26 protein-coding genes, 1 CRISPR repeat array and 1 riboswitch are annotated in these 25,897 nt (G+C 58.5%); of the genes, 15 read left to right on the plus strand and 11 right to left on the minus strand.

Going from position 1 to position 25,897, the window contains the following annotated elements:
- The first annotated feature begins 89 nt into the window (after positions 1–89).
- A complete protein-coding gene (locus NH398_RS15615; RefSeq protein ID WP_159340684.1) occupies positions 90–683 on the plus strand; it encodes a hypothetical protein in 594 nt (197 codons plus the stop codon).
- 46 nt (positions 684–729) lie between these two features.
- On the opposite strand, the gene NH398_RS15620 is transcribed toward NH398_RS15615, so the two are convergent.
- Complete coding sequence (locus NH398_RS15620; protein ID WP_253019217.1) at positions 730–1,755, minus strand: acyltransferase family protein; 1,026 nt, start codon at positions 1,753–1,755, stop codon at positions 730–732.
- Between the two features lie 152 nt (positions 1,756–1,907).
- On the opposite strand from NH398_RS15620, the gene NH398_RS15625 reads away from it, so the two are divergent.
- On the plus strand, positions 1,908–2,819 hold the full coding sequence (locus NH398_RS15625) for an alpha/beta hydrolase-fold protein (protein ID WP_253019250.1): 912 nt from the start codon (positions 1,908–1,910) through the stop codon (positions 2,817–2,819).
- On the opposite strand, the gene NH398_RS15630 is transcribed toward NH398_RS15625, so the two are convergent.
- The gene (locus NH398_RS15630; RefSeq protein ID WP_253019218.1) at positions 2,768–4,411 is read right to left on the minus strand and encodes a diguanylate cyclase; all 1,644 of its coding nucleotides are present in this window, start codon (positions 4,409–4,411) and stop codon (positions 2,768–2,770) included. The two genes, NH398_RS15625 and NH398_RS15630, sit on opposite strands and share 52 nt — an antisense overlap.
- A 145-nt stretch (positions 4,412–4,556) precedes the next feature.
- Here NH398_RS15630 and NH398_RS15635 point away from each other — a divergent pair, with 145 nt between their 5' ends.
- On the plus strand, positions 4,557–4,868 hold the full coding sequence (locus tag NH398_RS15635) for a hypothetical protein (protein WP_159340681.1): 312 nt from the start codon (positions 4,557–4,559) through the stop codon (positions 4,866–4,868).
- A 64-nt stretch (positions 4,869–4,932) separates the two neighbouring features.
- Positions 4,933–6,399: a CRISPR direct-repeat array (repeat unit 27 nt; unit sequence TTTCTGAGCTGCCTGGGCGGCAGCTAA).
- A gap of 130 nt (positions 6,400–6,529) precedes the next feature.
- Here the strand turns inward: NH398_RS15635 and cas6f are convergent.
- The 6 genes from cas6f to cas1f form a co-directional block, all read right to left on the minus strand.
- Complete coding sequence (gene cas6f / locus NH398_RS15640; protein ID WP_253019219.1) at positions 6,530–7,099, minus strand: type I-F CRISPR-associated endoribonuclease Cas6/Csy4; 570 nt, start codon at positions 7,097–7,099, stop codon at positions 6,530–6,532.
- A 3-nt stretch (positions 7,100–7,102) separates the two neighbouring features.
- A complete protein-coding gene (gene csy3, locus NH398_RS15645) occupies positions 7,103–8,128 on the minus strand; it encodes a type I-F CRISPR-associated protein Csy3 (protein ID WP_253019220.1) in 1,026 nt (341 codons plus the stop codon).
- A 15-nt stretch (positions 8,129–8,143) separates the two neighbouring features.
- A complete protein-coding gene (gene csy2 / locus NH398_RS15650; protein WP_253019221.1) occupies positions 8,144–9,112 on the minus strand; it encodes a type I-F CRISPR-associated protein Csy2 in 969 nt (322 codons plus the stop codon).
- Positions 9,105–10,481, minus strand: coding sequence for a type I-F CRISPR-associated protein Csy1 (gene csy1, locus NH398_RS15655; protein ID WP_253019222.1), 1,377 nt, complete (start codon positions 10,479–10,481; stop codon positions 9,105–9,107). Before csy1 ends, csy2 begins: the two co-directional genes overlap by 8 nt.
- Before the next feature lie 224 nt (positions 10,482–10,705).
- On the minus strand, positions 10,706–14,050 hold the full coding sequence (gene cas3f / locus NH398_RS15660; RefSeq protein ID WP_253019223.1) for a type I-F CRISPR-associated helicase Cas3f: 3,345 nt from the start codon (positions 14,048–14,050) through the stop codon (positions 10,706–10,708).
- Entirely contained in the window at positions 14,047–15,021 is a 975-nt protein-coding gene (gene cas1f / locus NH398_RS15665) for a type I-F CRISPR-associated endonuclease Cas1f (RefSeq protein WP_253019224.1), read from the minus strand. Before cas1f ends, cas3f begins: the two co-directional genes overlap by 4 nt.
- Positions 15,022–15,407: 386 nt before the next feature.
- On the opposite strand from cas1f, the gene NH398_RS15670 reads away from it, so the two are divergent.
- From NH398_RS15670 to NH398_RS15690, 5 genes are all read left to right on the plus strand, one after another.
- Positions 15,408–15,563, plus strand: coding sequence for a hypothetical protein (locus NH398_RS15670; protein WP_159340680.1), 156 nt, complete (start codon positions 15,408–15,410; stop codon positions 15,561–15,563).
- Complete coding sequence (locus NH398_RS15675; protein WP_253019225.1) at positions 15,560–16,294, plus strand: ABC transporter ATP-binding protein; 735 nt, start codon at positions 15,560–15,562, stop codon at positions 16,292–16,294. The genes NH398_RS15670 and NH398_RS15675 overlap by 4 nt, the downstream gene beginning before the upstream one ends.
- Positions 16,278–17,168, plus strand: a complete 891-nt coding sequence (locus NH398_RS15680; RefSeq protein WP_159340678.1) for a metal ABC transporter permease — start codon at positions 16,278–16,280, stop codon at positions 17,166–17,168. Before NH398_RS15675 ends, NH398_RS15680 begins: the two co-directional genes overlap by 17 nt.
- Before the next feature lie 42 nt (positions 17,169–17,210).
- A complete protein-coding gene (locus NH398_RS15685; RefSeq protein WP_253019226.1) occupies positions 17,211–18,362 on the plus strand; it encodes a zinc ABC transporter substrate-binding protein in 1,152 nt (383 codons plus the stop codon).
- 147 nt (positions 18,363–18,509) lie between these two features.
- Positions 18,510–19,184 carry a cupin domain-containing protein gene (locus NH398_RS15690; RefSeq protein WP_253019227.1) on the plus strand — a complete coding sequence of 225 codons (675 nt, stop codon included), beginning with the start codon at positions 18,510–18,512 and terminating at the stop codon, positions 19,182–19,184.
- Here NH398_RS15690 and NH398_RS15695 read toward each other — a convergent pair.
- Complete coding sequence (locus tag NH398_RS15695; RefSeq protein WP_159340675.1) at positions 19,181–19,546, minus strand: DUF6164 family protein; 366 nt, start codon at positions 19,544–19,546, stop codon at positions 19,181–19,183. The two genes, NH398_RS15690 and NH398_RS15695, sit on opposite strands and share 4 nt — an antisense overlap.
- Position 19,547: 1 nt before the next feature.
- A complete protein-coding gene (gene gloA / locus NH398_RS15700; protein WP_159340674.1) occupies positions 19,548–20,081 on the minus strand; it encodes a lactoylglutathione lyase in 534 nt (177 codons plus the stop codon).
- 205 nt (positions 20,082–20,286) lie between these two features.
- On the opposite strand from gloA, the gene NH398_RS15705 reads away from it, so the two are divergent.
- From NH398_RS15705 to NH398_RS15735, 7 genes are all read left to right on the plus strand, one after another.
- A complete protein-coding gene (locus NH398_RS15705) occupies positions 20,287–20,661 on the plus strand; it encodes a DUF2237 domain-containing protein (RefSeq protein WP_159340673.1) in 375 nt (124 codons plus the stop codon).
- A gap of 125 nt (positions 20,662–20,786) precedes the next feature.
- Complete coding sequence (locus NH398_RS15710) at positions 20,787–21,131, plus strand: hypothetical protein (RefSeq protein WP_159340672.1); 345 nt, start codon at positions 20,787–20,789, stop codon at positions 21,129–21,131.
- A gap of 49 nt (positions 21,132–21,180) precedes the next feature.
- A riboswitch (TPP riboswitch) is annotated at positions 21,181–21,272 on the plus strand.
- Between the two features lie 24 nt (positions 21,273–21,296).
- Positions 21,297–22,106 carry a hydroxyethylthiazole kinase gene (thiM, locus tag NH398_RS15715; protein ID WP_159340671.1) on the plus strand — a complete coding sequence of 270 codons (810 nt, stop codon included), beginning with the start codon at positions 21,297–21,299 and terminating at the stop codon, positions 22,104–22,106.
- Complete coding sequence (gene thiE, locus NH398_RS15720; protein ID WP_253019228.1) at positions 22,096–22,710, plus strand: thiamine phosphate synthase; 615 nt, start codon at positions 22,096–22,098, stop codon at positions 22,708–22,710. The genes thiM and thiE overlap by 11 nt, the downstream gene beginning before the upstream one ends.
- The gene (locus NH398_RS15725) at positions 22,707–23,627 is read left to right on the plus strand and encodes a LysR family transcriptional regulator (RefSeq protein WP_253019229.1); all 921 of its coding nucleotides are present in this window, start codon (positions 22,707–22,709) and stop codon (positions 23,625–23,627) included. Before thiE ends, NH398_RS15725 begins: the two co-directional genes overlap by 4 nt.
- A gap of 94 nt (positions 23,628–23,721) precedes the next feature.
- Entirely contained in the window at positions 23,722–24,129 is a 408-nt protein-coding gene (locus tag NH398_RS15730; RefSeq protein WP_159340668.1) for a DoxX family protein, read from the plus strand.
- A gap of 56 nt (positions 24,130–24,185) precedes the next feature.
- On the plus strand, positions 24,186–24,923 hold the full coding sequence (locus NH398_RS15735; RefSeq protein WP_159340667.1) for a class III extradiol ring-cleavage dioxygenase: 738 nt from the start codon (positions 24,186–24,188) through the stop codon (positions 24,921–24,923).
- 3 nt (positions 24,924–24,926) lie between these two features.
- On the opposite strand, the gene NH398_RS15740 is transcribed toward NH398_RS15735, so the two are convergent.
- Entirely contained in the window at positions 24,927–25,802 is an 876-nt protein-coding gene (locus tag NH398_RS15740) for a DMT family transporter (protein WP_253019230.1), read from the minus strand.
- Positions 25,803–25,897 lie beyond the last annotated feature (95 nt).

Raw genomic sequence — 25,897 nt, forward strand, 5'->3', positions numbered from 1 at the left:
TTAAAAAAGTTTCTCTTGCTACGCAAAGAAACCCACATCTACAATAAATTACAATCGGAGATGCTTCATAACAAAAGGAAGCCGCGTGCATGGGTACGGTTTGCTTTATCGTAGACGCTTCAGTGACAGGAGCTTTGCTACCGCGCCACTTGCGCTCCATTCGCCAGTCCGGCCTGGCCGACCATGTGATGCCGATCATCGTCACCTGCGCGCAGGCGGATGAGCGGCTCACCGCCCTCGAACAGCGTTATCATGCCCACTGCCTGGTGACCCCCTCGCAAATGCTCGGCGCGCGCCTCAATCAAGCGGCTTATATCAGTCAAGCAGAGTGGCTGCTGATTGCGCTGCATAAAGAACCCATGGCGGCACAGCTTTGGTACCTGCTCTATCCGCAGCTCAACACGGCGATGGATGCACTGCTCATCAACGCGGCTACGCCCCGGTTTTCGGAGCGATTGCTGCTGCACTTTCTCAGTACGGCCGTGTCCGTACCGCCCTACATTGCCATTCGGCGCGCCTGGTTGGAGCGCATTGGTGGCTTCGATCCCGAGCTGGATGAGCCAGCCCTGCTCGATTTTTTACAGCGCCTTTACGCTTGCCCGACCCGGCTTAAAACCTTGAGCGGCGAATCGTTGGGGTTGGCCCGTGGCTCACCAAACAGCCAGTCATCCACCTCGCCCTAGCCTTTTCTGGTTCCGCGCCCGCCCTGTCACCTACCCTACCCTGCACTCATACCTTCAACCGCTTACCCAACAGCATGGCCCCCATCGTCGTGGTATTGGCCGCTTTGTTGAGCAAAATAGAGCCAACGCTGCCTACGACGATGAGCAGCACCGCGTAAACCACCAGCGGCAGTGTCGTCACGCCCACGAACGTATCGGTGAGCGTGAAAAACATCGGATGCGCCAGATAAATACCAAACGAGTAAGCATTGATATAGCGCACCCAGCCAGGCGCTCTGCGTCCTTTCAAGCCACGCATCAGCGCCAGGGTGAACAGCACGAAGAAGGGAATGACCCAGACTTCCTTCGATGAGAACGCCAGCCAATGCTCGAACGTGGCCAGCACGATTACGCCGACGAACAGGAAAAGCCAACGCGGTTGGGAAAGGAGTTGCAGCCATACGGGCCGCTCGACCAGCGTAGCCGAGGGCGTTAACGGGTAGTAACGCACCAGAACCAGGGCCAAAAAAAACAGATACACCCAGCCCAGCGGTGCCACCCAGAGCAAGTAGCCCGGCGGCTCGATCTCGAAGGCATAGGCCAAGCCCCAATACGCCATGCTCACCCAGCAGGCAGCCACCAGCCACGGTACCGGGTGATAGCGCCATAGCCGCCAGCGCGTGTACGCCCAGTACGCCGCATAGAACTGCATGGCGATAATCAAAAAGTAGCCATGCCACTCGGCGTAAAGAAAATAGACTTTGGCATTTTCCCAAAACCCCACGGCGTTCTCGCTTCCCGCCAGCTGCCACCATTGGGCCGTGGAGTAGATACTTCCGTACACCACATAGGGCAACATGACGTACTTCACCCGCTGCAGCAGAAAGCCTGGCGGCACCTGTTGATCGTATCGGACGGCAAAGACGAACACCGAAATGAACAGGAAAACCGGCGTGCCCAGCACCAGCGGTATGCGCATCAGGTCCGTGGCGACGTTATCCACACGCTGGTTGATATGATCAAGCCAATGGAATAGAAAGACGGCGACACAGCCGTAAGCGCGCAGCCAATAGATCTCCTCGATTTTTTGCATCGAACCTCCACCAAACCACCGCTGCTAAGCTGATGTATGGGCTTACGGCAATGAACACGCCGAGTTACACCGCTGTCCGACCCTTTAACCGACGGTAAATTCCTGGAGGCTTCGTGCGCAGACACTTTTCCCTCGCTCGCTTTATCCGCTGGATGAGCACGACGATCGGCGTGATGAGCGGGCTGATGCTCAGCGGCGCGACCCTGGCTGGCGACGTGGCCCGTGAACAGTTCTTCTCGCCCACCCTAGGGTACGACTATCCGTACACGGTCTATTTACCGGACGATTATGATCCACACGCCTCGATGCCCTATCCGGTGGTGTATCTACTGCATGGCTCGTTTGGTAACGAGCTCGACTGGGCCACCAAGGGGAACCTTCCCAACACCGCCGACCGGTTGATCGACGCGGGACATGTGCCCCCGGCCGTCTTCGTGATGCCCGGCAGCCGCAGCTGGTGGGTCGACGGATATAACGAAGCCGCCCGCAGCGCCTTTTTCAACGACCTGATGCCGCATATCGAGGCAACCTATCATGTCGGCACGACACGCCAGCAGCGCGGCGTCGCCGGACTCTCGGCCGGAGGGTATGGAGCCGTCAACTTCGCCCTCGAACGGCCGGAGCTGTTCGCCGCTGCGGCCGCCCTCAGCCCTGCCAGCTACGTTCCCGCCCCGCCTGAGAATTCGTCAGCCCACCGGCATCCGGCGTTTTTGAACGCGCAAGGGGCGTTCGATCAGACGCTCTGGGAGCGGCTCAATTACACTGCCCATTTGGAAAGCTACCGACTGCGCGTGACGCCGCGCCCGGAAGCCGAACGAAGCGACACACCCCCGGTGCCGCTCTATATCAGCGCCGGTCGCAGCGATGTGTACGACGCCGAGTTCCATGCCCGCCAGCTTCGTCAGGCCATGGAGCGTATACAGCCCGGCGCGGTGCGGCTCGACCTGTATCCCGGTGGCCATACCTGGCGTGTTTGGCGAGCCAGCCTGCCCGCAGCACTGACGTTCATGTTTCAGTACGTCGGCTCGCCGCAAACGGCCCTATCCGAGGCGCCAGCGGAGTAGAGAACCGCGCGATTGCGACCTTGGGCTTTGGCGTGGTACATCGCCTGATCCGCACAGTGAATCAAGGAGGCTTCATCCCGGGCATGCTGCGGAAAGAGCGCTACGCCGATACTGGCGGAGACGCGCACGTCGCCCACCGTCAGAGCAAACGGCTCGGCCAGCGCACGGCAGAGCTGGTTGGCAACGGCCAGCGCCTCCTCTTCCATGACCGGGCCGCCCAACAGCGCCACAAACTCATCACCGCCAATCCGCCCCACCATATCCGTGCCGCGCAGCCGACATCGCATACGCTGGGCAACATCTTTCAGCAATTGATCCCCCACACCGTGCCCCCAGCGGTCATTCACCGGCTTGAAGTTATCCAAATCGATGAACAAGAACGCCAACTGACCATCCGAGCGCAGCGCCTTGGCCAGCGCCTGCCCCAGCTCATCAAAGAACATCGCCCGATTGGGCAGGTCGGTCAGGGTGTCGTGCTGGGCGAGATGCAGTACTCGCTGCTCCATCTCGCGCCGCGGGGTAATATCGTGGGAAATACCGAGAAAGCTGGTCACATTGCCCTGGTCATCCAACAGTGGCGCACCGTTGGTGAAGTGCCAACGCCACTCGCCGTTGGCATGCTGTACGCGGTACTCGATCAGCCCCTGCGGCTCGGCCGTCACGAACACTTTCTCGATATAGCGGCGGCACGCTTCCAAATCCTCCGGGTGCAGCACGGCACTCATATTACGGCCGAGCACATCGCTCACTTCGTGGCCTAAAATGCGCTGCCAGTTAGGAGAGATATAGGTCATCGTGCCGTCCGCGCTGAGCGTGTAGATGATATCGTTCGCCTGCTCCACCAACTGGCGAAAACGCTGCTCGCTGGATTTCAGTGCCGATTCCAGCGCTTTGCGCTGGGTAATATCGTTGGCGTACCCCGTCCATAGCACGCTACCATCCGGCTCGCGTCGGGGTTGGTCACTAGCTTCCACCCACAGCATTTCGCCACGACGGTGGAACATTCGAAATTCCTGTTTCCAAGGTGTCATCGTGCGTGCGCTCTCCAGCGAACTTTCGATGACCGTATCGCGATCCCCAGGGTGAATGTTGGCTAGCAGCGTCTGCGCATCGGCCAGCGCCTCTTCCACGCTCACCCCAAACATCTCCTCGACCCGCTGACCCACATAGGTGTAACGCCAGGTGCCCGTGCGCGAGTAGTGCAACTGGTAAATGAAGCCCGGTAGCTGCGAGAGCAACGCATCCAACGACTCGCCAAACGGCAGCGCGGGCTGATGCAACGCCCCATACACGGCGCGATACTCGCCGTCCACCACGGGCGAGAGCTGCAGTTGCCAGCGCCGTGAGGCGTCTGCCCAGGTCACCATCAGTTCCTGAACGGCCTGCTGCTGGTCACAAGCCTGTACGGCGGCCAGCACGTTAGTTACGTCGAGGGGAAAGCAGTTGGCCAGCGCCATCTCGCTGTTATCGGCCCATCCCACCACGCGCCGAAAGGCTGCGTTCGCGTACACGTTCATTGCATCAGGGGCTGAACGCTCGACGACGAAAAGCGGTGTGCCCGACTGCTCGAATAGCGCTCGGTACGGATGCATCGCGGCCTCTCCCCCAGGTTCCCTTAAACTCGTAAGTTAAGCGCATAGGCCACAGCTGTCTATGCACATTGGCCGAGTGCCGCCAACGCACACTACACTGAAAGCGTCTGCTTGTTTTCTAACGACTTATGTAAGGACACTGACCATGCATCAACACGTCGAATGGGACGACCCCGGCAGCGCCAGCGTCGCCGCCTTCTTCAAAAACGACCCCGACCACACGCCCCCTTACCCCGGCGCTATTCTCTCTGCCCGTTATCAAGGCCGTATCGTACGAGTCAAGGTCGAAGCCTACCGGGAAGAAGACGCCGTGAGCATCGGCAGCGTCGCCGCTATTCTCGACCAGCACGGCCACCGATTTAAATCGCATCACAAGCTCACTGTCGGCGACATGGTCCGCCTACCTGACGACAAACGCGCCATGGAACGCTGGGAAGAGGATGAGGAGAAGGAGTAAGTGATGACGGCCCCGCTAGCGGGGCTTGGCACTACCCACCACTGCCAGCGCTAACTATTCTCATATTGAACGCAGCCTGGGCGGTATCTAACGGCGACCAGCAAGAGAACGAACGCTTGCGCCTTTTCTGAGCTGCCTGGGCGGCAGCTAACCCAGTGAGCAAACGTTCGTGCTGCGCGTTATGTTTCTGAGCTGCCTGGGCGGCAGCTAACTCCCCGCGCACTACCAATTTGCTGAGATCGACTTTCTGAGCTGCCTGGGCGGCAGCTAACGCTACACCCTCCTCAAAAATCGCTTTGCGAATTTTCTGAGCTGCCTGGGCGGCAGCTAACGTTCAGAGCGCCACACTGGTCTCTGATGCGATTGTCTGAGCTGCCTGGGCGGCAGCTAACTCACCGCTGATGCACAAGAAGCCCGGCCATGTTTTCTGAGCTGCCTGGGCGGCAGCTAACACCCGGATCCGGCCCACCGGGATCACCTCAACTTTCTGAGCTGCCTGGGCGGCAGCTAACCTCTCGCATGTCCAACACACTACGGCTGGCTATTTCTGAGCTGCCTGGGCGGCAGCTAACGGCCAGCGTTATATCTCCACTAGGCTGGCGATTTTCTGAGCTGCCTGGGCGGCAGCTAACATAATTTTTTGCAGCATGTGTATCTCCTATGTTTTCTGAGCTGCCTGGGCGGCAGCTAACACGTTCGCGCCCTAGGCACGTCGTTCCGTAAATTTCTGAGCTGCCTGGGCGGCAGCTAAATGGTCACCAGCGCACAGGCTCTTGCTGCCTTTTTTCTGAGCTGCCTGGGCGGCAGCTAAATCCCGCTGGCGTGAAAGCGATATCCAGGCGTGTTTCTGAGCTGCCTGGGCGGCAGCTAAAGGCAACTGTCGCATCATAGGGGTGGCCGTAGATTTCTGAGCTGCCTGGGCGGCAGCTAAATGCTTGATCTGCTCGTTTCGGTGGCGGCGCTCTTTCTGAGCTGCCTGGGCGGCAGCTAAAGCAACCGCAATATGAACAGGGCGGTAGAAGTTTTTCTGAGCTGCCTGGGCGGCAGCTAAAGAAGCCGGGGTGACGCAGTGGGAAGCGCTGATTTTCTGAGCTGCCTGGGCGGCAGCTAAAGAGATGCTGAGTCTTCAGGTGATTGGTTGCTGTTTCTGAGCTGCCTGGGCGGCAGCTAAATAGCCCGGCGCGCAGCATCAGCGCGTCGAGCATTTCTGAGCTGCCTGGGCGGCAGCTAAAATACGTAACGGCGGAGCTAACCCATCGTATTGTTTCTGAGCTGCCTGGGCGGCAGCTAAATTTGTACGCCCCTCTGGAAGCGTTAGAGTCGATTTCTGAGCTGCCTGGGCGGCAGCTAAAGGTCATTTCAGCGATGACGGCTAGGTGGTCGCTTTCTGAGCTGCCTGGGCGGCAGCTAAAATCACGGTTAACAACCTGTCGGCCATGCGGCTTTTCTGAGCTGCCTGGGCGGCAGCTAAAGCCCTATTTAGTCAGACCGACACGGCAGCGGATTTCTGAGCTGCCTGGGCGGCAGCTAAATAGAGCATATCAAATATAGTGTGCTGATTGTTAAAGAGCTTTAGGTGAAAAAAGCGGCACCACCCTTTTCAAGGTAATACCGCTAAGTGGTTGATTATTCGTTGCCTATTTCGTCAACGAGAAAAAGGGTCAAAACCAGGGCACCGTCGCTTGAGGGCTTAGCCCATAGTGGTTGAATGCTCCTCCAAGCGCGGTATCCGTCGGCTTATTGTGCTCAATAAACAAGCTGAAACGCTGCTGAGTGGAGCGACTATTGATCGTCACAAAAGGCAGCTCAATGCGTTTGTCGGCCACTTTGGCATATAGCTGTTTGGCTTCTTCTTCCGTGATGTTGTGACGCTTGGCATAGCGTTTGGCACGGCTGGGGCTGCCCGTATTAAACTGCCGCCTCGACACATTAATTTGCTTGGCATGGTCAGGTACCGCCAGCACTTCGCTTACGCTAACGTGGTCTCGCATCCCCGTTAGCCATGCGTCACTCATCAGCTGTTTTAGACGCGCTTGAGTGCCATGCAATCGCAAGTGTTCGCCCAAGCTTCGCGCGCGAACGCCGTGTTTATGCATGGGAAAACTGACGCCGATATCGTCGCTTTCCAGATCAAACAGCGCCCGGTGCAGTTTGTTATATAGCGCGCCCATTAGCATCGCTGGAGCAAAGTCAGGATCAGGTCGCAGCCGGATATCAATATAGTGATCCATGGCTTACCCCGCTTCGCCGAACACACCGCCTCGGATCAGCGTTGCCATCACAAAGTGCTGATTTTCCTTGGAGGGCACTTGGTCTTTAATCATCCAGTTGTCTAGCAATGAGTAAAAGTCGGCCTTCTGCTTGGGCTGGCGATACGCTTTGCCCTGGGTGGTCACCGAGCCATAAGGCTCGACAGCAATAGGCCCCAGATCCTCATCGTTTTCATTGGGGTACCAAGTGTCGATGGTACGGATGGCGTTACCCAGTTTCTGAGAGTGAATACCGGCAATCTCGCTGACGTGATACAGCGTCTTGCTCTTGTCGCCTCGGCCTCGATCAAGAATCAGCTCTTGAGAAGGGAACACTTCTTGACCACTGCCCATGCGGACATAGGCCACCACTTCTAGAAGCAAGTGCTGCTCGCCCGCCAACGCGGAAGCGATGACACCCGCAAGCTCTTTAAGCTCGGTCGTATCCTCGAAGGCACGCAATGAAAGTGACAGTGCATCAAACGTCCACTCTTTGGTGGCTTTGCCTTGCGCTAACTGGCGAATGCTGACTTCTACTTGCTCTGCGCCCATGCGGTTGCGCCACAAAAAACGGCCATTGGCGAGGTTATTAGCGTAACGATGCGCCAGTTCGCCGAAGCCTTGTGCTTGTTTATATTCGGCAACGGCCTGTTCTAGCTTGGCTTGGTACTCAGCGTTATTACAGGCTGACGGTGTTCCAGCACCCGCAAGTACGCGCAGAGTGAAGCGGGCAACTAGGGTATCTGCATCATGGGGCAGTGTGGCTACATCGACGGTTTGTAGGTTGGGGTTTTCAATCTGCGCATCTAGTTTTGCGGGGTCTTGGTCTTTGGCTTTCAAGCGGTTGGAAATGGTGCCGCGCACCGATTTTTCGCGCACCTCAACCGGCTGCCACTGCTGTTCATCTTGCCGCTTATCCCAGTTGCTGGCGTATAGCAGTGCATCGGAAGGGTCGAGCTTGCGCTCAAACGCGAGGACGGAAGCGGTTTTGAGGGTATCGTTTTTAGCCATGATAAAGCTCCTTGCTTACTGTGCTGAGGCGCGAAGGTGATAGTCGTTATTGAGACGGTAGAGGCCCGCTTCTTCGTCGTTATCAACGTACCAAAGCAGGTCTTCAGGTTGCTTCATGCGGTGCGGGCTAACCCATTCACCCATGGAATAGAGGCTTTCGACAAAGCGGAACGGGGTCTTGGTATCGCGGGCGTTGGCGACTTCACCTGGTTGGAAAAGATCTGAAATAGCGCCATAACCCACTGGAATGGGCACCAGCCAGCCGCGATAGGGCCGCTGCGCCTGCCAAACAGGCTTCTCGTTGGGTTCGCCTTCATTTTCTAACGTGCAAACATGGTTAAGACGAGAGAGGTCTAACCATGCATCCAGTAAACTGGCGTCTGGATGTTGCTGTTGCAGTGTTTGAAGATGCTCGGTGAGGTAGTCATCGCGCAGTGTGAGGGCAAAGCCCGGCAGCCAACGCCGCTTTAAGCGCGCGAACTGCTTTTGCCGCTCTTCTTCATCGTCATCAAGCGTTACCCATTGCGGGCGTTGTTTATGGCTTGGCACCGCACGGTTAGGGATGACACTGCCTCCGGCAATGCGCATGCCCGATACAATCTCTCCGATTTGTTTAGCGATATGCTCATGCTCGCTTTCTGCAGCGCCGGTATCAATCGAGAAGATCAGCGTGATATCCAGATGGATACGCCCTTCTTCTACAATCGCTGCCGTACCGCCTGTCTTATCCACCGGATTACGCGTCAGGTGAAAGCCACGGATATAACCACCCTCAGTGGCCTGGGCTTCAAAATCATGGCAAATAACCCCAACGCGGCCTAACGAAACAGGAAGACTCGCCTCTGCTAACTTCCGCTCTAGAGCATGCATCAAACCTATAAATGCACTCATGGCAGGAAAGCCCCAAGTCATTGGGCTGGAAATCGCGTTGGCGTTTTGCACCCGCAGGCGCGGCAGGACTAGGAGGTTTTTTACTTCACTCATCGTCATCACCTCCTGGCAGGTTGGTTAAGTCTTCCGTTAGGCTTTCCATCCAGCGGCGATCACGATCCTGCAGGCGTTGATGGGTCGCATCTTTTGCGAGCGCTTTCTTCCAGTGCCGGAACTCCACATCCCCCAAAGGCAGCTTTCCGCCTAACGCGGTATTGAGCCAGCTAGCAAAGCGGTGGCGAATATCGTCGGCCCACTCCACGCTGTTTCGCGCTTCACGAAAAGCGATATCCTCTTCGGCGCGACCAGGGTCTAGCCAATACATTTCTTCTACTGATAATTCGCACTTTTCATCGTCGCTCCAGCCCGCAGGCAGGCTATGCATCTGCATGGCAAACAGCGCCAACTCATCCATCAACATGGCAGTGTAGTCATCGCGCAGGTCGCGGGTGTGCATGTCTGACGTAGGGTTCGTTTCAAGAAACTGTTTGAGGTCTTTAACCAGCGAACGTACATCTGAACGACTACCAAAGACGCCAGGGTGAGAGAAAACCGATGCGACTTTCAGCGGTGGGCGAATATCGCGCACATTCCAACTGGGTGGCATGGAAGCTAGTAAATAGTTATTACCGCCCCGCTCGCTATTCAGCTGCGAGATGTTTTGTGGCTTGGTACCACCCATTTTCTGGGCGGCCAAGTTGGGATAACTGCGCACCGATTGCTCAGCGTATTTGCCTTCCCGCTTGGCTTTACGTGCCTCTTTGGACTCTTCGCTAAAACGGTCATGGTTAATGGTTTGAAAGACACGGTGCGCCAGAGAAGTGGCGTAGAGCGGTGCTAGCAAATGGAAGTTCTCTGCGTCATTTTCTACGTCTGCTGCATCATCTCCCACCAGCCAGTAGAGCTGTTTGCCTCGGGTATGCGAGGCATGCTCACCACGCGGTTCGGTAATCGCTGCAAAGGCGCTGATCCACGCCTGAGCTTGCTCAGGATTATCGCTTAACGCTTTTGCCAGCTCAGTGTCATTTTCCAGCGCCCGCTCAAGTAGCGACTTTCCCTCAAATTGCAGCTTCAAGAACTTATAAACATCCAAGGCGGCAGCGTTCCCTACGACATCGCCCGCAAAATCAGCGGGTAGCGTATGACTGCCAACCAGAGAATGGTTATTTAGCGATTCAGGTGGGGCGTAAAGATTGGAGCCTTTGGCATCCGGATGAATAGGTTTGAGGGAGTGGGTGACGACTTGCAGTTGTCCGACCCGCTTTGCGGCACTCTCTATCCAGTTATCGAATTGAAACTGCTCAACCAGCGCTTGATATTTTGGATCATCAGAGGCTAGCTTGTCCGCTCTGGTATCGAAACGCTCTTTTAAGAAGGCGTCAATCCCAGAGCGTATTTCTGGCGCTCTACTATTATCTGCCATACATTCCCCTTGTCGTTATCCCACCCTGCTGGCATAGAAATGATGATAAATCACAGCGACCACATCTTTAGTATTCTTTGGTCTGAAGAAGATCAACAGTTTGTAGGTTTATGCTCTCATTTCCCAAGTCTTTCCTGGCTTGCTAATGACAGCTCGGATGCGCTTGCTGGCATCAAAACGCTTGTACGCGAAACGCTCGCGGATACTAACGAGCATGTTTAATGTCATTTGCTCCGCCAAAACCCCAATACGGAGTGGTACCCCCATCGCTGGTTTCTAGCCGACGCAGTCACCGTGCCGAAGGTACGGGCGGCGCGATCCAGGGAGATATTCAAGTCTTCCGCTAAGTCAGCCAGCGCCGTTAAGTAGTCGCTTGCGCCCCAGGGTTGTATCCGCTCGCCCTGTTCTTTTGATAGCTCTACCCGCACCAGAAGGCTCTCTTCCACCGGGACATAGAGCTTTTCGCCTCGCCTTGCACCATCGTCTACGCGGTGTAGCGTCCAGGTTTCACCGCCCTCGTCAGGCAGCAGCGCTAGCGTTATTTCAGGTTCGAGCTGCTTGCGAAATGGATCACGCTGAATCAATACACCGGTTAAATGCAGTTGCGGCATCACATGCCAGCTGTAGGCTCCTAAGGGCGGAGGCTTGGGCGTTTTGCCAATTCGTAACTCTTTTTTGGTTAACGGCTCGGCGGGCTGCTCAATCATTAACTGGTGTAGCCGCCCGTGCTCCAGGTCTACCAGGCTATCTTTGGCGTGTAGTGTTTCCCGCGCCAGCACACGGGGACGAGCATCAATCACCTTGTACTCATCTTCCGCTAACAGCTCACTAAGAGAGTGGCTACTTAGCCGCCATTGAAGATCTGTTTCAAAACCGGGTTTGTGAAAGGCAGGCTTTCCAGATTGCTCTAAATGTTTGAGGTTAGTATCGAGCAGCAAGATATTGGGCGATTCACAAACTTGCTCGCGATGTCGGCGTACGCGGCCCGCTAGTTGGATAATTGAGCGCATAGAAGAAGGCTCCACTATGGCCCAATCATAGTCGTGGTCGCGGCCCACCTCCGTTACCGGCGAGCCAAGCACAATAAACAAGTGGTCGCTTTCTTCGCTGCTATCTAGCAGGCGGCGGATATCCGGCTGCTGGAAAACGCGATCTGGCTCCGCCCGTTGCAGTGTTCTGTCTAACTGGCGCTCAATGCCAGAGCGCATCACCAACGGGTGGCGTGAGTGATAAACGCAGAGGTGGATGCGCACACCTTCCGGCGCGCCCTGTTGAAACAGCGCCCTAGCCACATCTACCAGTGGATCAATATTAGCCATGCGAACCAACCCAAAGCTGGCGCGTTTGCCCGAATGCGGGTCAACGGAGTGATGCTGCTGGTGGAGCGCTAGCGCATGTTCACGCAGTAAAGTCGCAATGGCGGGCCTTATCTCTTCAGGGCGTTTGCCCAGCGGCGGCAACGCTACAATATCCGCACGGCGGCGTACCGGGCTTTTAGCGAGGCGCTCTAACCGGCGCTTGGCAAAGTCTTGATGCGCGGCCTTGAAGGTCTCGCTACTGGCACAGCTTTCATGCTGGCGGTCGTGCTCATCGAACCAGGCGCAGCAAATATCCACCGCCAAACCCGGCTCGCCCCGGTGGCGCTGAAAGGCTTCGCGACCGCTGCGATAGGCTTCATACAAACCTTCCACCAGCGCAGGCGGCAAGGTGGCCGATGAAAGCAGCACCCGTGACCCTAGCAGCCCCGCCCAATTGACTAATCGAGTAAGCGCAGGCAGGTCGTTGATATCGAAATCGTCGATTTCATCGAGCACTAAATCGCTGCTCATCAGGCGCAGCATGGGTACGATCTGTCGCCCGCCGCGTGTGCTTTCCGTGGCGGGCACCAGATGGTCAACGGTGCACACTAAAATGGACGCGGCGATCAGCGCGCGAGTGCCTGGCTCATCGCTTAAACGGCGCAGTACCGGGTGGCTATCAAAATTGCCGTCAAACACCACGTGAGCATCTTCTTCGATCAGTTTTTGTTTAGACGCCGAGCCACTAGCTTCGGCTTCTTGCTCGTAGTGTTCGAACAGGGCTTTATTAGCGCTGCCACCCACGCGCACGGCGAGTTCGTCTTCACCCAAATTCAAACGGTCACGGAGGGCTTGGCCGGTTTGCAGGGTTAATGTGCGTAGCCCCAGTGCAATACTAAAGCGCGCGCCCTGCTGAGGGTCGGCCAGGGCGTACATAATGCGCCCATTGGCGAGGGTTTTGCCGCAGCCGGTAGACGCCATGTTAATGCCAAAAAAGCCTTGGCGCTGGCTGCGCTCCCTAAGCGATTGCGCCAGGTCGAAAGCTTTATCCTGCCAGCGAAAGCGTGGGTGGCTACTGCGCTTGCGAAAACCTTTATGGCGCGCTAGACGGGGTAAGTGGCTGTCTACGCTGGGTAGTGCGCGGGCAACCGCAGCGGCATGTTTTTCAACCCCTAAAATATGCTCATCCAACGGCTGATTGGGCTTGCCGGTTTTGCGCACGGTATTGGCTATTAACGGGTAGTTAGGTTCGCCGCGCACGCGGTGCTGGAGGTCTTCCAGGCTTGAGTAGTGGTGGTCGGCCAGCATTAAGCTAAGCCGGGCTAAGTGCATAACGTAGCGGCTTTCCAGCCAGTGGCTACCATTGTGCAGCCGTGCCTGTAACCGCGTGGCAAGCTTTGTGGCACGCTGGCGCCATCGTGACGTACTAACGGGCAACCCTATTTTAAACTGCCAGTAGGGCGCAATGCGTTTAGGATCTTGGGTCTCAGGAATCTCGTTCCACTCGGCATGAATAGAAGCAAACAACCCGCCTAGCTGCTCCGATTGAAGTGGTGCCTTTCCTCTACCCCAGCGCCGTTCAGCCTCGCCATCGCGTTCCGGGGGCTTTAACGGTAGCCGGTGGTGGCTAAGCACTAGCCAACCCAACGCAGCCGCCAGCGGGGGCAAACGGCTAAACACCGCAGAGGTGGGTGTATCTAGCCCGTCGCGCTCTAATCCCTCCAGCCAGTCTTGCTCTTGATAATTACCTTCAGCCAGACGCGCCAACCAGGCAGCGTCGTCATCACTTCCTACAAACGCTTGGAATAGGCGGAGCGATATCCACTCATGACGGTATAGGTTGCGTCCATCTACTTTGCCTTTGAGCCGCTGCTGAAAAGCATCACAGGCTTTGCCCAGATCGTGCAGTAACGCGGCCAAGGCGGTGAGCAGGAGAATATCTTCACCGCTATGCCAGTCGTTTTCATCACGGCGGCGCAGAATATCTCGGGCGGTGGTATTGGTCGGTACGGCTCCATTGAGATTGAACTGGGCAGCATCCCCCACTACCCACATCAGCTCGCTGTGGTCGTGGCCACGAATCCAGTGGCAGGCAACGGCGGTATTCTTACGGGCGGTTTTACGCAACAGCTTACGCAGAGTCTCCAGCCCAGCTTGGGTAATCGGCGTTTGCCAGGTACGGTCACCCCGGCGCTCGGCAAACTGGTCGAGGATGCGGCGTGTTTCCTTAAGGGCATTTTTATTGCGCTGGGAAATCAGCAGCACGTTCATGAATCAGTGCTCCCCAGCGCTTGGGCGACGTCCTTGAGTGTATCAATCATGAAATCGAGGGATTCGGTACGGGTTAAGCGCTCAATGCACGCTTGGCGGAACTCTTGCTCTTCATCGCCGCGCATGGCGGAAATAAACGCTTGAGGCAGGATGACGGCGTCTTTTACCAAGTCCGCCACATCAAAAACCAAGCCGCCCCGGCGGGTTTTGCCATGAAGTACCGCTAGGCCGTGGGGAATCCCCAACACCCAAGTGGCGGTGGCTGCTAATCCGTAAGCCAAATAGTTGCCGTGATCGAGAAAGCGGTTGGCGGGGTCGGTGCCTGCGCCCCGCTTGGCTCGGGTGAAATCGCCGTAATCAACTGCATTTACGGCGAGCTTAAACAGGGTTTTAGTTAATCGCGCTTCTAAGGTGAGCAGGTCGACAGTGCTGGGGGCTTGCTTGATCGCTTCGCGGTGATGGTTGAGCGCGCTGTGCAGGTGATCGGTGGCAATAGTAAAGCCTGCATCTTTCATCACTCGGCTTGTCCACAGCGCTTCAATACGCGCAAGGCGCGCTTGCTGAAATGCGCGGGCGGCATCCAAGCGTTTGGCATCATCAAACCAAAAACGCACCCAATATTGCAGATACTCGGTGGGCCGGTACTCGCTTTGTGGCGTCAGCCAAGCGACATCCACATCCACTTCATTGGCAGCAAACAGCGGTGTGCCACCGCCTCCACAGAATCCGACTAACACACCCGCTTTGGCGAGTTCGCGCATGGCGGCTTGGGTAATCGAGGTGCCCGTTCCCAGCAACAGGGAAGTGGTATTGGCGATGGGGATATTCCAATAGCGAGACTTGCTGCCCTCATCGGTCACGTACTCCACCCGGCCACCGTTCACCAATACTCGGCAGTGTTGAAGGTAATACAGATTGGCACGCTTGGAATGCAGGATAGTTTTAAGATCAGAAGGCGAAAAGTCATCCATGGCCACTCTCCTATTATTTTACTGCTATCTAACCATTCTTTATTTTATAACACCATGATCGTCGCCCTCCTTCGCCTCCCTCCTGTGTGCGGTTATTGCGCTCACTTGCCATACTACGTTTGATGCTTCCTTGCCTATGGCTCATGGGCTTGGTTACATCAACGTCCATGGTGGCGCTGATGGCACCCACCAGCTCTCGCCTCTTCGTTTGCCCGCCCTTCTCCTCACTCGCTAGTGATAGCGTTGGGAAGAGCGCTTATTACGCAGCTCAAAGATTAGCGCGCTCACCGTTGTCAGCGCGCTGTGAGCGCGTAAAATATCCGCCACTTTTTTGGTTTTACCGAATGTTATGTTATAACTTATTTATACGTTAGCGAGGTCGCTCGATGAGTGAGCACATGCATCGCCATAACAAGGAAGGTCCTTGTCATTTTTCGCTGATGTCGCTGTCGGCCCGTAAGCGGCTGGGATTGGTGGCACTGCCGCTGTTTGCGCTATGGGGCCTTGTGGTGTGGGCTGGCGCTGGCGGGTGGCCGCTATGAGCGAACGTTCCTTTTCGCGCTTGCAGCTCCACGATCTGCACCTGGCGCAGGGTCGCCGCACGGTGCTCGAACATGTGGATGGCGATATCAAATCCGGCGCGATTACCGCACTCATTGGCGCGAATGGCGCCGGTAAGAGCACGCTGATTCAGGCCATCATGGGCGAACTCAGGCCCATTAGTGGCAAGGTGATATGCACGGTAGATAACGCCCGCCGCGCTTGGCTGCCTCAGCAGCTGGCGCTCGACCTGACCTTCCCGATGAGCGTGGAAGAGCTGGTGATGACCGGCAGCTGGCCTAGCCACGGGGCCATGAAAGGTTACTGTGCGGCCCACTACCGCAAAGGCCGTGACATCATGGCACGCCTGGGCATTTCTCACTTGGCCCACCGCCCGCTGGGCGAGCTGTCCGGGGGCCAGCGCCAGCGGGCGCTAATTGGCCGAACGTTGATGCAAGAGGCCGAGCTGCTGCTACTGGATGAGCCGTTTGCCAACGTGGACAGCGACACCGTCGATATTTTGATTCGTATTTTTCGCCAAATGGCCGATGAGGGCGTGACGATCATCATCGTGCTGCATGACATGGATCACCTGCGCCGCTTGGCCGACGAAGTGCTGATGCTAAGCGGTGGTCATGGCCGTTGGGTCGCGCCCAGCGCGCTCAACCAGCAGCACGCGCCTGCTCAAGTGGTGCCGTTTACCTTAGGAGGCCGCCATGCTGGCACTGCTTGATGCGTGGCTGATCGCGCCGTTCGATTACGGCTTTATGCGCCGTGCCGTGGTCGGCGGGCTAGCGCTTTCACTAGCCGCTCCGCCCCTTGGGGTATTTTTGGTGCTGCGCGGCATGAGCCTGATTGGCGATGCCATGGCCCACGCGATCTTACCCGGCGTGGCGCTGGGCTTTTTGCTAGCGGGCTTTTCGCTGCCGGTGATGAGTGTCGGTGGCGTGCTGTTTGGGGTCATGGTGGCGTTGCTGGCGGGGGCGGTCTCGAAGATGGGCGGCCAGCGGGAAGATGCGGCCATGGCGAGCTTTTTTATCATTTCGTTGGCCGCCGGGGTCATGCTGATCTCCATGGGGGGCAGCAGCGTCGACTTAACCCACGTGCTGTTCGGCTCCATTTTGGCGATTAACTCCACGGCGCTGCTGCTGATCGCCTCGATCAGCACGCTGATCGTCATCACCCTGGCGGTTATTTTCCGCGCCTTGGTGGTGGAGTGTTTAGACCCGCTGTTTCTACGCGGCCAAAACCGCCGCAGCGGTTGGGTACATAGCGTCTTTTTAGGTCTGCTGGTGCTCAACTTGACGGCAGGCTTCCAAACCCTGGGCACGCTGATGGCCGTTGGCTTAATGATGTTGCCCGCCACGGCAGCGCGGTTTTGGAGCAAGCGGTTAGAGGGCTTGATGGGCATCGCCGTGGTGTTAGCGATGCTGGCCAGTACCGGCGGGCTGCTGCTGTCGTTCCATTTGGACACGCCATCTGGCCCGAGCATTATCTTACTGGCCGGGGGAGCGTACTTGTTCTCGGCGCTGTTTGGCCGCTACCACAGCTTGGCCGCGAAGTTACGGCGTAAAACCACGCCGCTGGCGATGGAGCAGTCGCATTAGCGGATGATCGTCTCACGTTTATTTCATCATCAGGAGCATGTTATGTCGCTTATCTCTTCATCGCGCTGGTTAGTCGGCGTCTCGGCCATGTTGGCACTGCCCGCAGCCATGGCGAACGAGCGGGTTCAGGTCGTCACCAGTTTCTCCATCTTGGCGGATATGGTCGAGAACGTCGGTGGAGAGCATGTGGACGTCAGCTCCCTGGTCGGTCCGGATGGCGATGCCCACGTTTACTCCCCGAGCCCTGGCGATGCCCGCGCGCTGGCCGGCGCCGATTTGGTGGTTTTCAACGGCCTGCTGTTCGAAGGCTGGATGGAGCGACTGATCGACTCCAGCGACTACCGCGGCGCGCTGGTGACGGCGACGGATGGCATCGCCCCACGCGCGTTCGCAGCGCATGACGAACACGGGCATGGTGACCACGACGATCATGAAGCGCACGATGAACACGACCACGACCACGACGCGCACGCTCATGAGGCGCATCATGACGAGCATGGTGATGACGCGCATCACGACGAGCATGCAGAGGACGATCACAGCGAGCACGCCCATGGCGATGACGACCCTCATGCATGGCAAGATCTGCAGCAGGCGAGGGTCTACGTCACCAATATTCGTGATGGCCTGATCGAGGCCGATGGTGCCAACGCGCAGAGCTACCAAGCCAATGCCGAGCGCTACCTGGCAGAGCTGGATAGCGTTGATGCCGAGATTCGTGAGCTGCTCAGCGAGATTCCTGCGTCGGCCAGCGTGATCACCGGGCACGATTCGTTTGGCTACTTCTCCAGCGCCTACGGCGTGAATTTCCTCTCGCCGGTCGGTCTCTCGACCGAAGCCGATCCCAGCGGTGCCAGCATGGCCGCCCTGATCGATGTGATCGAGCAAGAGAACGTACAGGCGCTGTTCCACGAGAACATGACCAACCAGGCAATCATTACGCAGTTGGCAGAAGAGACTGGCCTTCCCATCGCCGGCACGCTGTACGCGGATGCGCTGGCCAGTGAAGGCGATGCCAACACCTACCTGGGCATGATGCGCCACAACGCCCAGGTGCTCCACGATGCTCTGGCAGCGCCGGGTCATGATGATCCTGGTCATGACGACCACGACCACGACCACGACCACGACCACGACCACGACCACGACCACGACCACGACCACGACCACGACGATCATGGTCATGATCACTGAGCCATGTCGTAAAGACGTGCCGTAAAGAATCGAATACCGCCTGCGCCAGGCGGTATTTTTTTGCGTTGCATTTTGTCGTGAGGATGGGGAGACTGGCTCCACCATGCGCCGCTAACGTTGTTTAAACCCCTGCAAAGAGCCACTACCATGCGCCTAAACGCCGACTTTAGCCACTTTGCCTTTGTCACGCCGGAGCAGTATCGCTGGGTCGCCTCGCCCAGCGCAGGCGTAGAACGAATGATGCTGGACCGCATTGGCGATGAGGTGGCCCGCGCCACGAGCCTGGTACGCTATGCGCCAAATAGTCAGTTCAGCCGCCACAACCACGGCGGCGGTGAAGAGATTCTCGTGCTCGAGGGCGTGTTTGCCGACGAACATGGCCGCTACCCGGCGGGCAGCTACCTGCGCAACCCCATCGGCACGGGCCATACGCCACACATTGGCGATGAGGGCGCGCTGATTCTCGTGAAGCTCCACCAGTTCGATGAGAACGACCTGCTCCAACTCGCCATTCCCGCCCACCGTTTGCCCTGGCAGCCTGATCGTCGGCCCGGCATCACGTACAAAATGCTGCATACCTATCAAAGCGAGCGTATCAGCCTGGAGCGCTGGGAGCGTGACATCGTCACCGACTATCCTGCCCTACCGGGCGGATTGGAGCTGTTCGTGCTGGAAGGGTCGCTGTGCGATGCGGACACCGAGTACCCGGAAGGGAGCTGGTGCCGCTACCCGCCGGGGGCTGCGCCACGGCTTCGCGCAGGCCAGGCCGGGGTAATGATGTACGTCAAGCGCGGGCATCTGTCTGACGCTTCTGACGACTAGCGAGCTAGCCCAATAAACGGCAGCAGGGTGAGCAGAGCGATCATGAGCACCGCAACGATCACTAGCGTGACCTGCAGCGGGTGCGCCACGAAACGTCGCCACAACGTCGGCGCCTCATCGCGGGCCAACGCGTTTTCATGCGCTTTGCGCGCCTTTGCTTGCCGCTCGGCCTGATAGTGCGCCAGCACCGTTTCGGCATCGTCTCGCTGGGCAGGGTTGCGCAGCCAAATGGCATCGACTCCCAGGCGAAAAAAGCCCGCCTGGGTTTCGTACACATCGAAACCATGCGCCTCCAGCAGCTGGCGAACCTCCATGGCCTCTTCGTCGGTCACGTGACGCAACCGAAACAGCAGATGCGCCATATCAATCGCCCATGGCGGCCATACGGTCTGCTTGAATCACTTCGATCCAGTAGCCGTCGGCGTCCTTGACGAAGATCACGTCCTTCATCTTGCCCTGGTCGGCGCGCTTGACGAAGGTCACGTCATGCTCATCGAACCACGCCTGCGCGGCTTCCAAATCCGGTACGCTAAAACAGATATGCCCGAAGCCCTGCGGCTCTGCATTGCCGTCATGGTAGGCAAAGTCCTGCTCGTTTTCGGTACCCCAGTTGTGGGTCAGCTCCAATAGACCTTTCTGGCTAAAGGTCCACGCGGTGCGCGCTTGGGTCTCTTCCGGCACGCTATCACCGGCCTCTACGTTAGCCAGGAAGTAGAGCGAGAACTGCATCTCCTCGAAGTCCAAGCGCCGCAGTACCTGCATTCCAAACACCTTGGAGTAGAACGCCAGCGCGCGCTCGGGGTCTTTGACCCGCAGCATGGTGTGGTTTAAGCGAAAACCCTGTGTTTGCGGGGCGACTGGGGCAACACCTGGATGCTGTTCACCTTGATACGACATGAGACTCTCCTTATGGGGGTGACGCTTTCGTGGATACGGTGCAAATTCTTTGACGAACGTAGTACTTTGTACAAGGCTTAGGCTGCTAAGCGCCCGCCATTTGACCATCGCTCCAGCGCATCGGTCATAACGTGCGATGGCGCGTTTAATGTCTAGTTATGAGGGCAAGGCGCTTGGAATTCCAGCCCGGCCCGAAGGAGTCTCTATGTCCCGTGATCGAAACGTACTGGGTGAGCCACTCACGCCCTGCTGCCATGCCCCAAAAACCGGCTTCTACCGCGACGGCTTTTGTCGCGTCGGGCCTGACGATGTCGGCATCCATTCGGTGTGCGCCATGGTGACCGAGGAGTTTCTGGCTTTCTCCAAGGCTCAAGGTAACGATCTGGTGACCCCGCGCCCGGCCTTCGGCTTTCCCGGCTTGAAGCCCGGCGACCGCTGGTGCCTGTGCGCCCACCGCTGGGCCGAAGCAGCCCAAGTGGGGCTTGCACCACCGGTGATTCTCTCGGGCACGAACGAGCGCACGCTGGAGATCATCCCTCTGACCAAACTTCAGCAACACGCGCTGGATGCCGTGCACTGACCTCTCGGCACGCGCTCTGATCGAATGCGCCTGGAAAAACGATGCAGACCTTCTACACTTCTATCTCGACAGTTTTACAAATTCAACCGTGATGCCCTGCGAATGGCGTCAGATAGGAGAGCGTCATGACAGCCATCGATATGACCCTTGGCGATCGCCTGACTCTGAAGCAGCTGAGCCATGCGATTCAAAACGGCTTTTCCCCCATTGTCGAAGTCGAGTCCATGGACGGTATCTACAAGGTGCGCTTTCACCATGCCAACGGTGTATCGGACCTGAGCGACGCCGAAGGCCGCGTCAGTACCTTTTTGGGAACCGGTGAAATCCGTGACACCCTGGGCCAGCTCGGTCTGACCCACGGCGTGCTGACTTTCGCCGACCAGTGCGGCGATGAGATGATTGGCGTGTCGGGCCGTGCCATCACCCCTGATGAAATGCTTACCTACGGCACGCGCATCGCGTTTCGTTAAGTCTCTTCCGGCGGGGCTTTACAGCTCCGTCCAAGGCTAGGATAGTAGCCACCAACGACAGGGGCGCCGCCCAGCGGCTGAGAAGCACCCTTCGAACCTGAACCGGATAACGCCGGCGTAGGGAGTCGTGGTGCCTCTCACCACCTCCCTGGCCGGGAGGATACTATGACCTACCCCCCGCTTGGCGATATGCTCGCCGCTCTGCGCGAAACCACGCCGCTCGTCCACTGCATGACCAATTACGTGGCCATGAACAGCACGGCCAACCTGCTGCTGGCCACGGGGGCATCGCCCGCGATGCTGCACGCCCCCGAAGAGGTCGCCGAATTTACCGCGCTGGCAGGTGCGCTTTCTATCAATATCGGCACGCTCTCTACGCCCTGGGCCGAATCGATGCAGCTGGCGGCTCGCACGGCCAACGCAAGCCAAACGCCGTGGGTGCTAGACCCGGTGGCGGTCGGGGCAACCGCCTTTCGCCAGCAGGTGTGCCAGGCGCTGCTGCCCCACCGGCCCAGCGTCATTCGCGCCAATGCCTCTGAAGTGATGGCGCTCACCGGCTTGGCAAGCCAAGGACGCGGAGTCGATGCAACGGCATCCACCGATGACGCCGCTCAAGCAGCCATATCGCTCGCGCAACGGCAGCACTGCATCGTCGCCATGACCGGCGAGACCGACTTTTTGACCGACGGTACCCACCATTTCCGGCTGACCGGGGGCCACCCGATGATGCCCCGCGTCACGACGCTGGGCTGTGGATTGAGTGCGCTGGTGGCCGGGTTCGTCGCCGCTAACCGCGAGCACCCGCTGACGGCAACGCTGGCCGCCCTGGCGTGCTTTAGCATCGCCGGGCATCGTGCTGGCCAACGGGCCGATGGGCCGGGCAGCTTTCAGGTTGCCCTCTTGGATGCTCTGTACCAGCTCACCCCGGATGATCTCTCGTCGCTCAGCCAGGTGGAGGCGCTCCATGCAGTGTGATCTCTCGCTCTATCTAGTCACCGATGCCATCCTGTGCGCGGACGCTGGCCTTGAGGCGACGGTGGAGGCCGCCGTCAAAGGCGGTGTCACCGTGGTACAGCTGCGCGACAAACACGCCAGTGATGCGGCGATGGTCGCCCAAGCCAAGCGGCTCAAAGCGCTGCTGGCGGGCACCAGCGTGCCGCTGATCATCAACGACCGGCTAGCCGTGGCCATCGCCAGCGGCGCCGATGGCCTGCACGTCGGGCAAAGCGATACCGCCGTACAAGAGGCGCGTGAGGTGCTGGGACCGCATGCCATTTTGGGGCTGTCGATCAACACCGTCGCGCAGCTTCGTAACGCGCCCATCGCGCTGTTGGACTATGTCGGGCTAGGCCCCATTTTCGCCACCGCCAGCAAGCAGGATCACGCTCAGCCGATAGGCTTCGATGGTTTGGCCGAACTCGTCTGCGCCTGCCCGCTGCCCAACGTGGCGATCGGCGGCTTGAAGGCGCAGCACGCCGCCCAAGTCAGGGCCGCCGGTGCCAACGGTTTAGCGGTGATTTCCGCCATCTGCGGCCAGCCTGACCCTTATCAGGCGGCGCTGGCGTTTCGCGCCCCATGAGCCAGCTCGATCAGCTCGCCGCCTTCGTCAAAGTGGCCGAGCTCGGCAGCTACACCCGTGCCGCCGAGGCCTTGGACCTCTCACGCACACGCGTCTCGCGGCAGGTCATGGCGCTGGAGGAGACGCTGGGCGCTCGCTTGATTCAGCGAACGACTCGGCGGCTGCATCTCACCGATGCCGGAGAGCGCTATCTGGCTCGCGCTCAAGCCATTCTGCTGGCCTTGGACGAGGCCGCTGCCGATGTCGGTAGCGGCACCAGCACCGTCAGTGGACGCCTGCGCATCAATGGTCCGATGAGTTTTGGTACCCGCTACCTTGCCCCACAGGTAGCGCACTTCATGCAGGCACACCCGGCGTTAGACGTACGCTTGGACCTGAACGACCGTCGCGTGGATTTGCTGGAAGAGGGCTACGATGTCGCGATTCGCATCGGCAGCCTGCCGGATTCCAGCCTGATCGCCAAGCGTCTGACCCGCTGCCAGCTGGTGCTGTGCGCGTCCCCCGGCTACTTGGCACAGCATGGCACCCCTCAGCGCATCGAGGATCTGACCCAGCACCACTGCCTGCGCTATCGCAGCGGGCAGAACAGCGGCGACTGGCGCTTCAATCAGCAGCACGTCAGCGTCACGGGGCCACTAGAGAGCAATAATGGCGACATGCTGACGTATGCCGCCGAAGCGGGGTTAGGCATTGCCCAGCAGCCCAGCTTTCTGATTCATGAGAGCATCCAACGGGGGCACTTGGTGCCGCTTCTGTTAGACCTTCCGCCGACCTACCTAGACATACACGCCATCTACCCCGCGCGGCGCTTTCTGCCCGCCAAGGTGACGCGCTTCATCGACCAGTTGGCCGATGCCTGGGGAGACCCACCGGTATGGGAACAGGGGCTGGGATTGTCGCGCATTTCGCAACAGTGAAGTGCCAATCGGCGGGATTATCATCTCGCTCTGCTGACGTACAGTTGTCTCATCGCATCCACGGTGATGCACACACACAGCGAGAGAGAGAGCTATGACAACCTTAACGACCCCTGCTGCAACCCTCCATGCCACCGCCTTACTGCGCATTAGCCTGGGCGTGATGGCCCTGGCCCACGGCTTAATGAAAGTGTTCGTGTTTACGCTTCCTGGCACGGTGGGCTACTTCGAATCGCTCGGCCTGCCCGGTTTCATGGCTTACTTGACCATTGCGGCCGAAGTCGGCGGCGGCCTGGCTTTGGTACTGGGCCTATACACCCGCTGGGTGAGCCTTGCGCTAGTGCCGGTGCTGCTCGGCGCCGCCTGGGTACACCTGGGTAACGGCTGGGTATTCTCCAACCCCGGCGGCGGCTGGGAGTTCCCAGTGTTCTGGGCCGTGGCTCTCCTGGTACAGGCAGGCCTAGGCAGCGGTAGCCTCGTCATCAGCCGCCGACTGGCATGATCCAATGGCCTGCCGAGCACCTCGTCTCGGCAGGCCAATCGACTGGAGTGCGTTCCATGTTACCGAGTCTCTTTATCTCCCACGGCTCTCCCATGCTGGCCCTCATCCCCACCCCTGCCCATCACTTCTTACGGGCACTGGGCCGCCACCTTCGCCCCAAAGCCGTTTTGGTGGTCTCTGCACATTGGGAGACGGACCACCTACAGGTCAGCCGCAGCGCCGCGCCTGCGACCCTCCATGATTTTGGCGGTTTTCCCGACGCGCTGTTTGCCGTGCAGTACCCAGCGCCCGGTGACCCCGCCTTGGCAAGCCGACTGGCCGAGCAACTAGGGGCCACAGAGGTGGAGCGCGGTCTGGATCATGGGGCCTGGGTGCCGCTGTCACTGATGTATCCTGACGCCGACGTACCAGTGGTATCGCTCTCGCTACCCAGCCGCTGGGGAGCTGAGGCGTTGCTAACGTTAGGTGAACAGCTAGCGCCGCTGCGCCAAGAAGGGATACTGGTGATCGGTTCGGGCAGCTTGACCCATAACCTCTACGAGCTACAGCCTCAAGGTAGCCAGGTGCCGACCTGGGTCGACCGTTTCGCCGAGTGGGTGCATGCACGGCTGCGAGAGGATGATCGCGACGCGCTCGTCCACTGGCAAAACGCGCCCGATGCCCAGCGCAATCACCCCACACCGGAGCACTTTCAGCCGCTGTTGGTGGCGATGGGGGCGGGCGGCCGCGCAACACAACGACACCATAGCGTCGAGCACGGCGTGCTAGCGATGGATGCCTATCAGTTTGCCTAACGTCTACGCCGTGGGGCGGCGTTTCAAGGTGGTGCGTCGGTCATGATAAGCAATGGCCAAACCACTTAGCATAATCAGCGCACTGCCTACCCAGACCCAAAGGTCCGGCAATTCTCCCCAGAACCACCAGCCCAACAGCACCGCCCACAGCATGGCGGTGTAATCAAAGGGCGCGGCAATGGCGGCAGGCGCATAGCGAAAAGCCAAGGTAATAAACGCCGTCGCCCCCACTCCCAACACGCCCGATACCAAAAATCCGAGCCAATGCCATGGCTGTGGCGTTTGCCATACCCACGGCAGGCTCACCGCGGTGACTGCCAGCGGCACCATGGTCATATAGAACACCATCGCCCACAGATGCTCGTTGGCACCATAACGTCGCGCCGTCACCATCATCAGAGCATAGAACACCGCCGCTGCGAGAACGATCATCGCGCCCAGTTGAAACGCATCGCCGCCGGGACGCACGACGATCAGCACCCCCACAAAGCCTAAAAGCGACGCCACCAACACCGGCGGGTCGATACGCTCACCCAACAGCGGTACGGAGAGTAGCGTCACGAACAGCGGCGCCACGAAGGCAATCGCCGTGGCCTCGGCCAACGGCAGCAGGGTCAGGCCCCATACGAAACAGACCATCGTGGCGGTGTAAATCACCCCCCGCAGCAGATGCACGCCTGGACGCCGGGTACGCAGCTTGCGCAATCCGCCACTAAAATGGGCCAGCAGAGCAATCAACGGCAGCGATATCAAGGTGCGGAAAAAGATGATCTGTAGCGGGGAGTGCACGGCGCCCAACCATTTGGACACCGCATCACCCAGGGCTAAAAACAGCACACCTAAACACATGCATAAAATGCCTTTTAGCGAGGGTGTCATCCGTCACCTCCTACGACGATTATTATTGTCTTCACAGCACCGGTAGCACTGCATAAAAAAGCCCCGCCAACCTGCGATTGGCGGGGCAGCGATGT

Origin of the sequence: Halomonas sp. CnH100-B, from assembly GCF_024124605.1 — a bacterium.
Classification (GTDB): Bacteria; Pseudomonadota; Gammaproteobacteria; order Pseudomonadales; family Halomonadaceae; genus Vreelandella.

Excerpts from the sequence above, each read along its gene's own strand:
- cas6f (WP_253019219.1), bottom strand. The coding sequence starts at position 7,099 with ATGGATCACTATATTGATATCCGGCTGCGACCTGATCCTGACTTTGCT.
- NH398_RS15710 (WP_159340672.1), top strand. The coding sequence starts at position 20,787 with ATGACAGCCATCGATATGACCCTTGGCGATCGCCTGACTCTGAAGCAG.
- NH398_RS15615 (WP_159340684.1), top strand. The coding sequence starts at position 90 with ATGGGTACGGTTTGCTTTATCGTAGACGCTTCAGTGACAGGAGCTTTG.
- NH398_RS15680 (WP_159340678.1), top strand. The coding sequence starts at position 16,278 with ATGCTGGCACTGCTTGATGCGTGGCTGATCGCGCCGTTCGATTACGGC.
- NH398_RS15740 (WP_253019230.1), bottom strand. The coding sequence starts at position 25,802 with ATGACACCCTCGCTAAAAGGCATTTTATGCATGTGTTTAGGTGTGCTG.
- NH398_RS15695 (WP_159340675.1), bottom strand. The coding sequence starts at position 19,546 with ATGGCGCATCTGCTGTTTCGGTTGCGTCACGTGACCGACGAAGAGGCC.
- cas3f (WP_253019223.1), bottom strand. The coding sequence starts at position 14,050 with ATGAACGTGCTGCTGATTTCCCAGCGCAATAAAAATGCCCTTAAGGAA.
- NH398_RS15670 (WP_159340680.1), top strand. The coding sequence starts at position 15,408 with ATGAGTGAGCACATGCATCGCCATAACAAGGAAGGTCCTTGTCATTTT.
- NH398_RS15630 (WP_253019218.1), bottom strand. The coding sequence starts at position 4,411 with ATGCATCCGTACCGAGCGCTATTCGAGCAGTCGGGCACACCGCTTTTC.
- NH398_RS15685 (WP_253019226.1), top strand. The coding sequence starts at position 17,211 with ATGTCGCTTATCTCTTCATCGCGCTGGTTAGTCGGCGTCTCGGCCATG.
- NH398_RS15725 (WP_253019229.1), top strand. The coding sequence starts at position 22,707 with ATGAGCCAGCTCGATCAGCTCGCCGCCTTCGTCAAAGTGGCCGAGCTC.
- csy1 (WP_253019222.1), bottom strand. The coding sequence starts at position 10,481 with ATGGCAGATAATAGTAGAGCGCCAGAAATACGCTCTGGGATTGACGCC.
- csy3 (WP_253019220.1), bottom strand. The coding sequence starts at position 8,128 with ATGGCTAAAAACGATACCCTCAAAACCGCTTCCGTCCTCGCGTTTGAG.
- NH398_RS15675 (WP_253019225.1), top strand. The coding sequence starts at position 15,560 with ATGAGCGAACGTTCCTTTTCGCGCTTGCAGCTCCACGATCTGCACCTG.
- thiM (WP_159340671.1), top strand. The coding sequence starts at position 21,297 with ATGACCTACCCCCCGCTTGGCGATATGCTCGCCGCTCTGCGCGAAACC.
- NH398_RS15705 (WP_159340673.1), top strand. The coding sequence starts at position 20,287 with ATGTCCCGTGATCGAAACGTACTGGGTGAGCCACTCACGCCCTGCTGC.
- NH398_RS15620 (WP_253019217.1), bottom strand. The coding sequence starts at position 1,755 with ATGCAAAAAATCGAGGAGATCTATTGGCTGCGCGCTTACGGCTGTGTC.
- thiE (WP_253019228.1), top strand. The coding sequence starts at position 22,096 with ATGCAGTGTGATCTCTCGCTCTATCTAGTCACCGATGCCATCCTGTGC.
- NH398_RS15635 (WP_159340681.1), top strand. The coding sequence starts at position 4,557 with ATGCATCAACACGTCGAATGGGACGACCCCGGCAGCGCCAGCGTCGCC.
- cas1f (WP_253019224.1), bottom strand. The coding sequence starts at position 15,021 with ATGGATGACTTTTCGCCTTCTGATCTTAAAACTATCCTGCATTCCAAG.
- csy2 (WP_253019221.1), bottom strand. The coding sequence starts at position 9,112 with ATGAGTGAAGTAAAAAACCTCCTAGTCCTGCCGCGCCTGCGGGTGCAA.
- NH398_RS15730 (WP_159340668.1), top strand. The coding sequence starts at position 23,722 with ATGACAACCTTAACGACCCCTGCTGCAACCCTCCATGCCACCGCCTTA.
- NH398_RS15735 (WP_159340667.1), top strand. The coding sequence starts at position 24,186 with ATGTTACCGAGTCTCTTTATCTCCCACGGCTCTCCCATGCTGGCCCTC.
- NH398_RS15690 (WP_253019227.1), top strand. The coding sequence starts at position 18,510 with ATGCGCCTAAACGCCGACTTTAGCCACTTTGCCTTTGTCACGCCGGAG.
- NH398_RS15625 (WP_253019250.1), top strand. The coding sequence starts at position 1,908 with ATGAGCACGACGATCGGCGTGATGAGCGGGCTGATGCTCAGCGGCGCG.
- gloA (WP_159340674.1), bottom strand. The coding sequence starts at position 20,081 with ATGTCGTATCAAGGTGAACAGCATCCAGGTGTTGCCCCAGTCGCCCCG.